The following is a 14,396-nucleotide window of genomic DNA, read 5'->3' on the forward strand; positions in this document are numbered from 1 at the left end:
GCTAGGCCATCGCCTCGCGCACCTTCGGGTCCAGGCCCTCCCCTGCATTGGCCTCTATCCATTCCACCAATTGCCGGCGCATGGCCGGCGTCCAGAAGCTTTGCAAATGCTGCCGCACCCCCTGCACCGCCAGCGCCCGGTTTGGCTCACTGTCGAAGTAATGGGCAATCTGGTTGGCCATCTTGACCAGGTTGTCACTGCTCATCGGCGCACCTCGGCTTTTTCCGCTGTGCGGCGCTCTATCAGCAGCCGCCGCTGTTCATCACTGAAGTCCTGGTAGCGCTTTTGCCATTGTGATGGCTGGAACACTTTCACCACTTCCACAGCCGTCACCTTGTACTCGGGGCAGTTGGTGGCCCAGTCGGAGTTGTCGGTGGTGATCACGTTCGCCCCCGATTCAGGGAAGTGGAACGTGGTGTACACCACGCCCGGCGCCACCCGTGCGCTGACCTTGGCACGCAGCACGGTCTGCCCGGCGCGGCTGCCGATTCCCACCCAGTCACCGTCCTGAATGCCACGGCTTTCGGCGTCGGTCGGGTGGATCTCCAAACGGTCGGCGTCATGCCAGGCGACGTTGCCGGTACGCCGGGTCTGAGCCCCGACGTTGTACTGGCTGAGGATGCGCCCGGTGGTCAGCAGCAGCGGATAGCGGTTGTTGACCTTTTCGTCGGTGGGCACGTAGCCGGTAAGCATGAAGCGGCCCTTGCCACGCACGAACTGGTCGATGTGCATGGTCGGTGTGCCATCGGGTGCGGCATCGTTGCATGGCCATTGCAGGCTGCCATGGCGGTCGATCTCGGCGTAGCTTACCCGGCGGAAGGTCGGCGTCAGGCGAGCGATCTCGTCCATGATCTCGGACGGGTGGCGGTAGTTCATCGGGTAGCCCAGGGCGTTGGCCAGGGCCACGGTGGCTTCCCAGTCGGCCTTGCCGGCCAGCGGCTCCATGACCTTGCGCACCCGCGAAATGCGTCGTTCGGCATTGGTGAAAGTGCCGTCCTTTTCAAGGAATGAACTGCCCGGCAGGAAAACATGGGCGAACTTGGCGGTTTCGTTGAGGAAAATATCCTGCACCACCACGCACTCCATGGCGTGCAAGGCTGCCGTGACGTGCTGGGTGTTGGGGTCGCTCTGGGCGATGTCCTCACCCTGGCAGTACAACGCTTTGAAGCTGCCGTCCAACGCAGCCTCGAACATGTTGGGAATGCGCAGACCAGGGTCGGGCTGCAGGGTCACGCCCCAGGCTCGTTCGAACTCGGCGCGCACGCCCTCGTTGGAGATATGCCGGTAGCCGGGCAGCTCGTGGGGGAACGAACCCATGTCGCACGAACCCTGCACGTTGTTCTGCCCGCGCAACGGGTTCACCCCTACCCCCTCGCGGCCGATATTGCCGGTGGCCATGGCCAGGTTGGCGATGCCCATCACCGCAGTACTACCCTGGCTGTGCTCGGTCACGCCCAAGCCGTAATAGATGGCTGCGTTGCCGCCGGTGGCATACAACCGCGCAGCGGCGCGGATCTGCTCGGCAGGCACACCACAGACCGGGCCGAGCACCTCGGGGGCGTTGTCTGCCAGGCTGACGAAGTCGCGCCAGCGGGCGAAGTCTTCGGTTTCGCAGCGGGCATCGATGAAGCGTTGAGCCAGCAGGCCCTCGGTGACTATCACGTGGGCCAGGGCGTTGAGCATGGCCACGTTGGTGCCTGGGCGCAGTTGCAGATGCAGCTCGGCACGGGCGTGCGGCGAGTCGACCAGGTCGATACGCCGTGGGTCGATCACGATCAGCCGAGCCCCCTGGCGCAAGCGACGCTTGAGTTGCGAACCAAACACCGGGTGAGCATCGGTGGGGTTGGCGCCGATCACCAGCACCACGTCGGCCTGCATCACCGAATCGAAGCTTTGCGTGCCCGCCGATTCACCCAGGGTCTGCTTCAGGCCATAGCCAGTGGGCGAATGGCACACCCGCGCGCAGGTATCGACGTTGTTGTTGCCGAATGCCGTGCGCACCAATTTCTGCACCAGGTAGGCTTCTTCGTTGGTGCAGCGGCTGGAGGTGATGCCGCCAATGGCGTCGCGCCCGTACTTGAGCTGGATGCGGCGGAACTCGCTGGCGGCATAGGTCACCGCCTCGTCCCAGCTCACTTCCTGCCACGGGTCTTCCAGGCGCTTGCGAATCATCGGCTTGGTAATGCGGTCCGGGTGGGTGGCATAACCCCAGGCGAAGCGGCCTTTGACGCAGGCGTGGCCATGGTTGGCGCCGCCGTTCTTGTCCGGGACCATGCGCACCAGCTGGTCGCCCTTCATTTCGGCGCGGAACGAACAGCCAACGCCGCAGTAGGCGCACGTGGTAATGACCGAACGCTCAGGCTGGCCAAGTTGCACCAGGCTCTTTTCCGTCAGGGTCGCAGTCGGGCAGGCCTGCACGCAGGCGCCGCACGACACGCACTCGGAAGTGAGGAAGTCATCACCACCCGCTGCCGCTACCCGCGATTCAAAACCACGCCCGGTAATGGTCAGGGCAAAGGTGCCCTGGATATCCTCGCAGGCGCGCACGCAGCGGCTGCAAACGATGCACTTGCTCGGCTCGTAGTCGAAATACGGGTTGGAAACGTCCTTTTTCTCGGCCAGGTGGTTGGCGCCGTCATAGCCATAGCGCACCTCGCGCAGGCCCACCTGGCCAGCCACGGTCTGCAGCTCGCAGTTACCGTTGGCCGAGCAGGTCAGACAGTCCAGCGGGTGGTCGGAAATGTACAGCTCCATCACGTTGCGGCGCAGGCCGGCCAGGCGCGGGGTTTCGGTACGTACCACCATGCCTTCGCTGACCGGCGTGGTGCAGGACGCCGGGTAGCCGCGCATGCCTTCGATTTCCACCATGCACATGCGGCACGAGCCGAAGGCTTCAAGGCTGTCGGTGGCGCACAGTTTGGGGATGCTGGTGCCGAGCATCGCGGCGGCGCGCATCACCGAGGTGCCGGCGGGCACACTGATGGCGCGGCCGTCGATGCTCAGGCTGACCTGCACGTCGCTGTCACGGGCCGGGGTGCCGAGGTCGCTGTTTTTATCAGAAGCGGGGTCGAAGAAATTGATCACTGCGCGGCCTCCGTGGTGGTCAGCCCAAAATCGGCAGGGAAGTACTTGAGCGCACTGGCCACCGGGTAGGCGGTCATGCCACCCATGGCGCACAGCGAGCCGTACTGCATCGTGTCGCACAGGTCGCGCAGCAACAGCGCCTGGTCGTGGCGTTCAGCGAGGTCGCTGCTGGCGATCAGCCGGTCGACCACTTCCATGCCCCGCGTCGAGCCGATGCGGCATGGGGTGCACTTGCCACAGGACTCCTCGGCGCAGAACTGCAGGGCGAAACGCGCCATGCTGGCCATGTTCAGGGTGTCGTCGGCCACCACTACACCGCCGTGGCCGAGCATCGCGCCCATGGCGGCGAAGGCTTCATAGTCCAGCGGCGTGTCGAAGTGGCTGGGGGGTACCCAGGCACCAAGCGGCCCCCCGACCTGCGCGGCCTTCAGCGGCCGGCCACTGGCCGTGCCACCGCCGTAACCGTCCACCAGTTCGCGCAGGGTCAGGCCGAACGCACGCTCCACCAAGCCACCCTGGCGGATGTTACCGGCCAGCTGGAACGGCATGGTGCCCAGCGAGCGGCCCATGCCGAAATCGCGATAGAACGCCGCGCCCTTGGCCAGAATGATGGGCACCGAAGCCAGGGTAAGCACGTTGTGCACCAGCGTCGGCAAGCCGAACAGGCCTTGCAGCGCGGGCAGTGGGGGCTTGGCGCGGACGATGCCGCGCTTGCCTTCGATGGATTCGAGCAACGCGGTTTCTTCGCCGCAGATATAGGCGCCGGCGCCCACTCGCACTTCCAGGTCGAACGCCTGGCCACTGCCGGCTACGTCAGTGCCGAGGTACCCCGCATCACGGGCAATGGTGAAGGCCTGGTCAAGCGAGCGGATAGCGTCGGGATATTCCGAGCGTACATAGATGTATCCCTTGTCGGCCCCGACGGCGAGGCCGGCAATGATCATGCCCTCGATCAGCAGGAAGGGGTCGCCCTCCATCAGCATGCGGTCGGCAAAGGTGCCGGAGTCACCCTCGTCGGCGTTGCACACCACGTATTTTTGCCCGGCATCGGCGTCACGCACGGTGCGCCACTTGATGCCGGCCGGGAACGCCGCGCCACCACGGCCACGCAGACCGGAATCGAGTACCGCAGCGACCACGTCGGCACCGTCCAGGGCCACGGCTGCCTCCAGCCCTGCGAAACCGCCGTGGGCGCGGTAGTCATCCAGCGACAACGGGCGGGTGATGCCGGCGCGGGCGAACAACAGGCGCTGCTGGGTCTTGAGGTAAGGTATTTCTTCGACCGCGCCCAGTGCCAGTGAGTGGCCACCAGGATCACCGGCCAGGGCATCGAGCAGGGACGGCACGTCCTGCGGGGTAACTGGGCCGAAGCCCTGGCGCCCTTGCGCACTGTCGCACTCGATCAGCGGCTCCAGCCAGTACAACCCGCGTGAGCTGGTGCGTTGGATGTCCAGAAGCAACTGGCGGCGCTCGGCCTCGCGCTGCAAGGCCTCGACGACCTGATCGGCACCCACGGCGCGGGCGACCGAATCGCAGGAAATGTACAGGGTCAGCATGCAGCGTCCTCCCGGCAACCATTGACCAGGGCGCGCAGGCGCTCGGGGGTGAGGCGCGCGTGCACTTGGCCGTCCAGCTCCAGCGCCGGCGAGCAGGCACAGGCGCCCAGGCAATACACCGGCCGAAGGCTGATGGCGCCGTCGGCGCTGGTGCCATGATCGTCCAGTGCCAGCTGTTCACGCAGCTGCGCGGCCAGGGCCTCGGCGCCACGGCTCTGGCACGACTCGGCGCGGCACAGGCGCAGAGTATGACGGGCAGGCGGCGCGGTGCGGAAATCGTGGTAGAAGCTGATCACCCCGCGCACCTCGGCCAGGCTAAGGTTCAGGGCATGAGCGATTTCGGGGACAGCCGCATCGGGGATGTAACCGATGTCGTGCTGGATGGCATGCAGGATCGGCAACAGGGCCCCAGGGGTGGCCTTGTCGCGGGCCAGAATGCGCTGGATATCGGGCAGGTGGAGCAATTCATCAGGCATACAGCGGACCTCGGCATCACGGACCCTGCCTGAATGATTGTGAGGGCAGGTGTCCGGCGTGTTCTGCTGCGGCGCGCCGGCCACGTCACGGTTGCGTGGTACTGGCGGCCTCCTTGCCCACGGCCGCACATCTGCGCGCGCTGGTCCCTGGGCATCCTGCAAGCATGGCACTTGTGGCGTCGAGGGGTTGCGTGCGAGCGACCAGGCGCATCCTGAAACCGACCTGTGGTCAGGAGGCCGGCCAGCCAGGCTTCACCCTGCTCCAGACCCTTGACGCTGAGCCGTAATCAGCCACAGCAGGTAGCAACCACCCAATACTCCGGTCACCAACCCCACCGGCAACTGCGCCGTGGCCGCCAGGCGTTGGCTCAGCCAATCGGCCACCAGCAGCAGCGCCGCGCCCATCAAGGCGGCACACAGCAATGGCACCCCCGCAGTACGCGTAAGCCGCCGCGCCAATTGCGGGCCAGCCAGGGCGATGAAAGCAATCGGCCCGGCTGCGGCAGTGGCAATGGCAGTAAGCCCTACCGCTGCAAGCACCAGGCGCAACCGCGAACGCTCCACCGCCACGCCCAACTGGCCAGCCATGCCATCGCCCATTTCCATCAGTGCCAGTTCACGCTTGTACAGCAGGGCCACCGGTACCATCAGTGCCAACCCCAGCGTGGCAGGCAACACATGGGCCCAGGTACGAGTGTTGAGCGAACCGGCCAGCCACAGCTGGGCGAACAGTGCCTGGTCGAGGTCGCCGGTGACCAGCAGCAGCTGGTTGAGGCCCGACAGCGTGGCGCCCATGCCTATACCCACCAGCACCAGCCGGTAACCCTGGCCGCCCTGCCCGCGACGCGCCAACAGCAACACCAGCAACGCGGTAAGCATGCCGCCTGCAACAGCGGCCAACGCCGTGGCCAACGGGCCGGCATCGAACAGGATGATTTGCACGATGGCACCACTCGCAGCGCCTGTGGTAAAGCCAATGACATCGGGCGAACCCAGAGCATTGCGCGCGATCGACTGGAAGATTGCCCCAGCCATGCCCAGCGCCGCGCCCACCAGCATTGCCGTGAGTACCCGCGGCAAACGCACGCGGATGACAATGCGGCTGGCCATCTCGTTGTCACCCTGCCCAAACAGGCTGGTCAACACCTGGCCTGCATGGATCGGCAGGCTACCCGTACCCAGCAGCAACACCGCCAGGCCCATCACCAACAGCGACAGTGCACTGCCGACCAGCACGGCCCGCAAACTGAAACGCAGGCTCAGGGGCCCGCATCGAAGCACACGCAACCCATTCACAGCTGACATAGGCGAAACCTGCCAATCAATACGATAAAGGCCGGCCCACCAAGCAACAGCGCCAGGGTCCCGGCGGCCAGCTCCGCGGGTGCCGCCAGCACGCGGCCCAGCAGGTCGGCGCCCAGCAGCAACAGCGCAGCGATCAGCGCGGCATAGGGCAGCATGCGCCGGTAGTCCGGCCCCACCAGCGATCGTGCCAGGTGCGGCGCCACCAACCCGACGAAACCGATCGGCCCGGCAATGGCGGTAGCACTGCCGGCCAGCAACATCAGCGCCACGCAGGCCAGCGCCCAGGTCAGGCGCACATTCACGCCCAACGCCCGGCCCAGATCTCGGCCCAGCGCCAAGGCATTGAGTTGTGGCATCAAGGCGGCGGCCAGGGCCAGGCCCAAGGCGATCGCCAAGGTCGGCAATGGCAGCGCAGCCGTACTGCTGCCGGCCAACGAGCCGGCCGCCCAATTGCGGAAATGGTCATAGACCTGAGGTGGGGTGTTGAGCACGAGGATGGCCGTGAGCGAGGCCAGCAGCATGCTCAGCCCTGCCCCGGCCAGTACCAGGCGCACCGGGCTGCTGTCGGCAGCGCCGGCCTGGCCAAGCAGAAACACGACAACTCCGGCGATGCCAGCGCCGAAAAAGGCCAGCGGGATGTACTGGCTGACCTGGGTCAGACCAAACAATGCTACGCCTAGGATGACCGCGAGCGCGGCGCCGGCATTCACGCCCAGCAGCCCCGGTTCGGCCAGCGGGTTGCGTGTCAGTGCCTGCATCAAAGTACCCGCTGCCCCCAGCGCGAGGCCAGCCAGCAGCGCCACCAACGTGCGTGGCACGCGTAACTCACGCACGATGAGGTGCTCATCGTTCAGCAGGTCGGGCTGGTAGAGGGCGTCGAATACCACGCCGACGGTAATCGGATGCGAGCCAATCAGCAGGCTCGCCAGCGCCGCCATGAACAGCAGCAATAGCCCTGCCAGCAGCGCAGGGCGCAAAGTCGGGCCAGCCATGGTCAGTGGAAGTAGCCGGCGACGGTGTCGAGCATCTGCCGCCCGGAATAGTAGTCGATGCGGAACGAACTGGGCCCCAACGGGTACACGCGCTTGTGCTGCACCGCGCGCAGGTTGGCCAGCACTGGGTCGTGGAGGAAGGCTTGGCCATCTTTGTCGTCGGCGCTGAGCAGGAACACATCCGCATCACCGATGGCGGCGACCAGGTTTTCGCGGGAAATGAACTGGAATTCGGTGGCGCGAATCACCTGCCCCGCCATCGCCTCGGGCAGTTCACGCACTTGAAAGCCGAGTGCGCTCAGCAGCCTTGCCTGCGGGCTGAATGTGCGGCCGATGGAATAACTGCCACCGATGTTGTAGCCGATCAGGACGACCGGCCTTGGCGAGGGGGTCAGGCGGGCTGCCGTTTCGCGGGTGTAGTCGTCGAACCGCTGGATCACCGCCTTGGCCTGCTGTTGCAGTTCGGTCTTTTCTCCAAGCTCGGTAGCCAGGTCCTGCCAGGACTGGTTGGAGTAGTTGACCACCAGCGTCGGCACGCCCTGGGCTTTCAGCTCGGCCAGGTGCGGCGCGGCGCTGTCGGCACCGGTGGCAGACACCACCAGCAAGTCGGGGGCGCTGGCCACCACGGCCTCGATGTCGAACTGCAGGTTACGGTACAGCACCTGCACATCACGCTGGTCGGCCACAGCTGCCCATTGCGAGAAGAAGCCCTTGTCATCGGTCAGGCGGCTAGGCGTGGCGGCGGCGCTGGCCACCAAGGGGGCCTGCATGGCCAGCAGGATGCCGGTCACGCTCGGTGTGGTAGAGACGATTCGCGCGGGCGCGGCTATTGCACTCGGGATCACCCCAGCCAGCGCCAGGGCGACGGCGGCCAGTGCTGCACAAACTCGAAAACGCTTCATTGCTCGGCTTCGCTCAGAGGGAATCAGCTGCGCATGATAATACTTCTCATACAGATAATTCCATCATGTAGAATACGTTCCGCAAAATACCGGATTGCCAAGGACCCGCCATGAGCCCTCGCCTGCAAGCCCGCGCGCTGACCCTGCGCCGCGACCAAAGAACCCTGTCGCACGATCTGTCGCTGGACATCCAGGACGGTGCCTTCACTGTGATAATCGGCCCCAACGCCTGCGGTAAATCGACCCTGCTGGCAGCACTGTCGCGGCTGTTGGTGCCCAGCTGCGGCCAGGTGCTGCTCGATGGCCAGGACATTCAGCAGCGCCCGGCCAAGGACGTGGCCCGGCGCCTGGCCCTGCTGCCGCAAAGTGCCAGCGCACCGGACGGCATTCGCGTAGCCGAACTGGTCGCGCGCGGCCGCTATCCGCACCAGCGTCTGTGGCAACAGTGGTCACCCGAGGATGAACAGGCGGTACAGCGCGCGATGCATGCGACCGGCATCGAGGCGCTGGCCGAGCGCCCGGTGCAGGCATTGTCTGGCGGCCAGCGCCAGCGCGTGTGGATTGCCATGGTGCTGGCGCAGGACACCCCACTGTTGCTGCTGGATGAGCCCACCACTTACCTGGATATCGCCCACCAGTATGAATTGCTGGAGTTGCTGCGCGACCTGAACCGACAGGGGCGCACCATCGTGGCGGTGCTACACGACCTGAACCAGGCCTGCCGTTATGCCAGCCACTTGGTGGCCATGCGTGAAGGCGCCATCGTCGCCCAGGGGGCGCCGGCGCAGATCTTCACCGAGGCGCTGGTGCAGCAGGTCTTTGGGTTATCCGGGCTGGTGATTGACGACCCGGTGAGCGGGACGCCTATGCTGGTGCCACGAGGGCGACGCGAGCCTCAACCCGACGAACAGTAAGACCTGCGCTCATGCCGGCAGCACCGGCGCCGGCGCACCCAGCATGCGCCCACCGGTCGCCTGGTTGACCAACCCTGCCTCATGGAACAACGCCTGGCGATCCTCCGGTGTACGCAACTGCCCCAGGTCGGTCACCGTAGTCATCACACAAACAATCTCCTGCTGCGCATCGAACACCGGCGCCGCTTGCCCGGTCACGCTGGACAGCAAGTGGCTGGTCAATTCGGCCCAGCAATGCTGGCGGATCTGCTCCAGCACTTTGGCACTGGGCGGGGTGCCACGAAAATGCGCCGGCTGCAGCTTGCGCGCCGCCTCGATGGTAGCTTTGGGCAGGAACGCCTGGAAAATCAGCCCGCAGGCCGTGTTGTCGATCGGCAGGATATCGCCCAGAGCCAGGGGGTTGATCGAGAAGTAAGCGCTGCGGTACCAACGCACCAGTGTCGGGCCCCGGTCGGTCCAGATCGCCACCCCGCCGCTGGCGGCATGCCGCTGGGCCAGCCCCTTCATGTGCTGGGCGGCAATTTCCACGGCATCCACACGCTTGAGGGCGCCGATACCGATGCTGAGCGCGGCCGGGCCCAGGTCATACAGCGCACTGGCCGGGTCCTGCTTGGCCAGCCCCTCCTTGACCAGGCTCTGCAGGTAGCGGTGCGCCGTGGAACCGCCGGTGCCTGTGCGCCGGGCCACCTCACCCAGGCTCAGTTCATTCTCCGCATTGGCCAGTACATTCAGGAACCGCGCAGCGATAGACACCGACTGAATGGTGCCGGAACGCTTCTCGCCCGGGCTCTCCGGCTCCGTGTCGGCGGGGGACTGCAAAGTGTTCAACGGGGCTATCTCCTCATTTCTGGTTTTTCCGCCAGGCATCACTAGGGTGGCCGGCAAGCGCGGCTGCCCATCATACCGCCAGCGGCCCCGGCCTGGCGCGCACGCCGGCTAGGCCAAGCATCAGCATACCACTCTGAGGAATAGATTCTTTATTGCGGAACGCAATGGCACCGTGATACCTTTCAGCGCAAACGAGGATCGTTCTCATTTGGAGGTTGTCTTGAAGTACCCTGCGCAACGCTCGTTCAGCCATGGATTCGGTGTGCTGACCCTGTCTACCCTGCTCGCAGCCCCCCACGCCCTGGCCGACCAGCCCACTACTGCCGGCAGCTCGCAGCTGGTGCTCACCCCCGTGCTGGTCAGCGGCGAAAAGGTCGAACGTGACCTGCGCAACACCGCTTCGTCGGTGTCGGTGAAAAGCGCCAGCGAAATCGACAGCCTCAAGACCGGCAATGCCTCGGTACACGAAGTGCTCAACGACGTCCCCAATGTGATCTACACCGACACGGTGGGCGCGCCGATCATTCGCGGCCAGGACACCCAGGGGCCGAACAACGGCGCCAACGTGTTCTGGGGCGGTACTGTGCCGCGCGCCACCATCAACCTTGACGGGCACTACCTGAACTACAACGAGATGTACTTTGGCGCGCCATCGGTGTGGGACGTGGACAGCATCGAGGTGTACCGCGGCCCGCAGACCACCAGCCAGGGTGCCAACGCCATTGCCGGCGCCATCGTGGTCAAGACCAAGGACCCGACCTTCACCCCGGAGGCGGCCTACCAGGCCGAGATCGGCAGCTACCACTCACGGCGCTCTTCGCTGGCAGTCTCCGGCCCACTCAGCGACAACCTGGCCGGGCGCCTGGCACTGGACTATGCAGCGCGCGACACCTTCATCGACTACACCAACCCCTCGTTTGCCAGCCACAACACCGACCAGGATTTCCGCGCCCTGAACCTGCGTGGCAAGCTGCTGTGGCTGCCTGATGCGGTGCCCGGCCTGGGTCTGAAGTACACCTTCGCCCACGGCGACTCCAATCGCCCCACCCAGGAAGCAGCCTCGCGGCCGTTCCACAAGCTGGACCACACCGGCGCCACCATGCCCAGCTGGCACCAACAGAGCAACACGCACATCGTCGACGTGGATTACGAACTGGACAACGGCATGAAGCTGTTCAACCAGACCCAGTATTCGCTGTCCAACGTGCATCGGGTGATTGGCGTGGCGAACGGCGGAGATGCCGACATTCGCCAGAAAAACTTCTCCAACGAAAGCCGCATCACCTTCGGCGAGCAACAGGACACCCTCAGCGGTATGGCTGGCCTGTACCTGGCGCGCACCGACTCGGACGAAATCCTGTATTACGGCGGCATCTCGGACTTCGACGACACCAAGCGCAACCTGGGCGTATTCGGTGAGGTCAGCTACCGCCTCAATGACCGCTGGACGCTCACCACTGCCCTGCGCCTGCAGCAGGACCAGATCCAGCGCAGCGGCACTTCGCCGTTCGCCGCCAATGGGCTGGACTACGACAAGACCTTCACCGCGCTCCTGCCCAAGGTGTCTTTGGCCTACGCCCTGACCCCGCAATGGACCGTCGGCGGCATGGTCAGCCGCGGCTACAACCCGGGTGGTGTGTCGCTCAACCTAAGCAGCAAGCGCTTCGAGGCGTTCGACGATGAGCGCATGTGGAACTACGAGCTGTTCGCCCGCGCCAGCCTGCTGGACGACCGCCTGCACCTGAACGCCAACCTGTTCTACATGGACATGCAAGATGCCCAGTACAACATCCCGGTGGTGCTGGCCTCGGGCCTGACCCAGTCCTACACCATCAACGCCGAGAAGGCCCATGCCTATGGCTTCGAGCTGTCGGCGGACTACCGCGTGCTGGATAACCTGACCCTCAAGGCCAGCGCGGGTGCCCTGCAAACCCGCATCGACGAAATCGACGCCAACAACCGCTATGCCGGCAACGAATTTGCCCGTTCGCCCGGTTACACCGTCAGCTTCGGCCCGAGCTGGGACATCACTGACCGCGTCAACCTCAATGCCCAGGTGCGGCACATCGACGGTTACTACTCGGACGTTGCCAACACCAAAAGCTATGCCATCGACGGCTACACCGTGGCCGACGCGCGCATGAGCTACCGCTTCAGCGACCAGGTGCAGGTGTACACCTACGTGAAAAACGTGTTCGACGAACGCACCCCTACCTATATGCAAACCAACCGGGGGATAGGCGGTATCGAAGCGAGCATGACCGAGCCGCGTACCGTGGGAGTGGGTGTCAAAGGCGCCTTCTGATGTCAACCGGGCCGCTTCGCGGCCCCAACCCGCAACAGCCAGCAACCGGAGACCCTGATGAAATTGAAAAAAGGCCTGCACATCGGCATGTCGCTCGCCCCCACCTGGCTCAGCGGCGAGGGCTGGCGGCGCGTCGACAGCCGCGTCGAAACCCTGTTCGGCAGCGATTTCGCCATGGACATCGCGCGCCGCTCGGAAGCCGCGCACCTGGACTTCGTGTTCCGCCCTGATGTCAGTTGCGTAGTCGCCGATGCCCTGGCAAGTGGCTCGGGCTTTACCAGCCTCGACCCCACCGTGCTACTGGCCGCGCTTACCCGCGAGACCCACCATATTGGCCTGGTGTCCACGGTCTCGACCACTTTCTTCCCGCCCTACCTGGTCGCGCGTCAGCTACAGTCGCTGAACTGGCTGAGCCAGGGCCGGGTTGGCTGGAACATCGTCACAGCCTTGCAGGGCCACGAAAACTTCGGCCTGGCGGCCATGCCCTGCGCAGAACAACGCTACGCCCGCGCCGCCGAGTTCACCGAAGTGGTCCAGCGGCTATGGCGCAGCTTCCCGCAGCAGGCCCTGCGCATCGACCGCGAGAACGGAATGTATGCCGACCCGGCGCAGGTCCTGCCGATCAACCACCAAGGTGACTTCCTGCAGGTGCAGGGCCCACTGAACTTGCCCGAACAGGGGGCGCGCATTCCACTGATCCAGGCGGGTGCATCCGACAGCGGCCGCGACTTTGCCGCCCGTGTCGCGGACATCGTGTTTGCCCCTACCCCCGACCAGGCCGCCGCCGCCGACCTGCGCCGCGATCTGTCGCGCCGTGCGCAAAAGCATGGTCGCCAGGCCGATGACATTCGCCTGCTGCCAGGCCTGAGTCTGTACCTGGCGCCCACCCGTCAGCAGGCCCGCGAGCTGTTCATGGACACCCACGCCCAGGTGGACAAGCCGCGCAAGTTTGCTGCTATCGAGAAGATGATCGGCATCGACCTGACCAACTGGCCGAGCGACCGGCGCATTCAAGCGACCGACCTGCCGCCGCTACAGTTGCTGCCCGGTGCCAGCCGCACCCATGTAAGCCTGCTGCGCCGGCTGATCGAGCGCGAGTCGCTATTGCCAGAAGAGCTGCTGATGCGCCCGGAAGTGCTGTCGGCGGCGCACTGGCAGGTGATCGGCACGGTCGATGATGCCGTGGCCGAGATTGCCGACTGGGCTGAGGCAGGGGTAATGGATGGCTTTATCGCCGCGCCAGGAGGCTCGTTTGGCTCGGTGTACAGTTTTCTGGATGAGGTGGTGCCGCGACTGGTGGAGCGTGGGTTGTTCCGTGAGCGCTATCAGGGGGCTACGTTCGCCGAGCACCTGCAGCGGTATTGACGGTCAACGAGGGCTGCTACGCAGCCCATCGCGACACAAAGCAATGCCCACAAAAGTTCAAGGCGTGCCCTTCCCCTCCACCGCCTTGGCCGTTTCAATCAGCTTGTCGAACTTGCGATTGAGCTGGGCAAAGGTCTCATCGCTCTTGGCCCGCGCCTTGATGTTGTTCGCCGAGCTGGCCTTGTCGGCGATGGTCACCACTGTCCAGCCCCAGTCTTTGGACACCCAATAAACCAACTCACCGTCTGCGGAAAACGCTTCTAGCCGGCCACCGGAACGCGGCACCCGCTTGGCGTCCTTGGTCATCGGCAGCAACTGCTGGACCCGCGCCTCGTCGGTGGTGTCCAACTGCACCTGCACCTGGCGAAGCTGGTCGGCCTCGTTGAAGGACGCCTTCACTTTCGAGACGGGTATACCGCCGAGGTTGTAATTTCCCTTCGGGCCGGCCCCCTGAAAAAACTCGGTAGGCACCTGATAGTGATAGCCGGTGAATTGCTCTACCTCACCGAACTGCTGCTGCAGAATGGCGAGGACCTGGGGCTTGGGCATGCCCAGGGTGAACTGGCCGACTTCAAGCGCCGACCAGGCTTGCAGGGGGAAAATCGCGCAGGCGAACAGCAGCGGTAAGGTCCGTTTCATGGGGTTGTCTTCCTTGAAGTGAGCCGGCAA

The 14,396-nt window shown here is 64.9% G+C and carries 12 protein-coding genes; 3 read left to right on the top strand and 9 right to left on the bottom strand.

Annotated elements, in window-relative coordinates:
- Nucleotide 1: 1 nt before the first annotated feature.
- The 7 genes from APH35_RS20560 to fepB all read right to left on the bottom strand — a co-directional run bounded on the left by APH35_RS20560 (nt 2) and on the right by fepB (nt 8,315).
- A complete protein-coding gene (locus APH35_RS20560; RefSeq protein WP_060515356.1) occupies nt 2–205 on the bottom strand; it encodes a formate dehydrogenase subunit delta in 204 nt (67 codons plus the stop codon).
- Nucleotides 202–3,084: a formate dehydrogenase subunit alpha gene (gene fdhF / locus APH35_RS20565; protein WP_012271471.1), complete on the bottom strand. Its 2,883-nt coding sequence runs from the start codon at nt 3,082–3,084 to the stop codon at nt 202–204. The genes APH35_RS20560 and fdhF overlap by 4 nt, the downstream gene beginning before the upstream one ends.
- A complete protein-coding gene (locus APH35_RS20570; RefSeq protein ID WP_060515357.1) occupies nt 3,081–4,640 on the bottom strand; it encodes a formate dehydrogenase beta subunit in 1,560 nt (519 codons plus the stop codon). The genes fdhF and APH35_RS20570 overlap by 4 nt, the downstream gene beginning before the upstream one ends.
- Entirely contained in the window at nt 4,634–5,116 is a 483-nt protein-coding gene (locus tag APH35_RS20575) for a formate dehydrogenase subunit gamma (protein WP_012271469.1), read from the bottom strand. The genes APH35_RS20570 and APH35_RS20575 overlap by 7 nt, the downstream gene beginning before the upstream one ends.
- A gap of 252 nt (nt 5,117–5,368) precedes the next feature.
- Entirely contained in the window at nt 5,369–6,412 is a 1,044-nt protein-coding gene (locus APH35_RS20580; RefSeq protein ID WP_123108947.1) for a FecCD family ABC transporter permease, read from the bottom strand.
- Complete coding sequence (locus APH35_RS20585; RefSeq protein WP_012271467.1) at nt 6,409–7,413, bottom strand: FecCD family ABC transporter permease; 1,005 nt, start codon at nt 7,411–7,413, stop codon at nt 6,409–6,411. Before APH35_RS20585 ends, APH35_RS20580 begins: the two co-directional genes overlap by 4 nt.
- A 2-nt stretch (nt 7,414–7,415) precedes the next feature.
- Complete coding sequence (fepB, locus tag APH35_RS20590) at nt 7,416–8,315, bottom strand: Fe2+-enterobactin ABC transporter substrate-binding protein (RefSeq protein ID WP_060515358.1); 900 nt, start codon at nt 8,313–8,315, stop codon at nt 7,416–7,418.
- A 110-nt stretch (nt 8,316–8,425) separates the two neighbouring features.
- On the opposite strand from fepB, the gene APH35_RS20595 reads away from it, so the two are divergent.
- Nucleotides 8,426–9,229, top strand: a complete 804-nt coding sequence (locus APH35_RS20595; RefSeq protein ID WP_012271465.1) for an ABC transporter ATP-binding protein — start codon at nt 8,426–8,428, stop codon at nt 9,227–9,229.
- Nucleotides 9,230–9,238: 9 nt separating this feature from the next.
- On the opposite strand, the gene APH35_RS20600 is transcribed toward APH35_RS20595, so the two are convergent.
- On the bottom strand, nt 9,239–10,057 hold the full coding sequence (locus tag APH35_RS20600; RefSeq protein ID WP_041166441.1) for an IclR family transcriptional regulator: 819 nt from the start codon (nt 10,055–10,057) through the stop codon (nt 9,239–9,241).
- Nucleotides 10,058–10,277: 220 nt separating this feature from the next.
- Between APH35_RS20600 and APH35_RS20605 the strand changes: the two genes are divergently transcribed.
- Nucleotides 10,278–12,362 (top strand): TonB-dependent receptor, encoded by a 2,085-nt coding sequence (locus tag APH35_RS20605; RefSeq protein ID WP_060515359.1) that lies wholly within the window; start codon nt 10,278–10,280, stop codon nt 12,360–12,362.
- A gap of 57 nt (nt 12,363–12,419) precedes the next feature.
- Complete coding sequence (locus APH35_RS20610) at nt 12,420–13,727, top strand: NtaA/DmoA family FMN-dependent monooxygenase (RefSeq protein WP_012271462.1); 1,308 nt, start codon at nt 12,420–12,422, stop codon at nt 13,725–13,727.
- A 57-nt stretch (nt 13,728–13,784) separates the two neighbouring features.
- On the opposite strand, the gene APH35_RS20615 is transcribed toward APH35_RS20610, so the two are convergent.
- Nucleotides 13,785–14,366 carry a hypothetical protein gene (locus tag APH35_RS20615; protein WP_041166440.1) on the bottom strand — a complete coding sequence of 194 codons (582 nt, stop codon included), beginning with the start codon at nt 14,364–14,366 and terminating at the stop codon, nt 13,785–13,787.
- Nucleotides 14,367–14,396: the final 30 nt, after the last annotated feature.

The organism is Pseudomonas sp. NBRC 111132 (genome assembly GCF_001320565.1).
Taxonomy (GTDB): Bacteria; Pseudomonadota; Gammaproteobacteria; order Pseudomonadales; family Pseudomonadaceae; genus Aquipseudomonas; species Aquipseudomonas putida_P.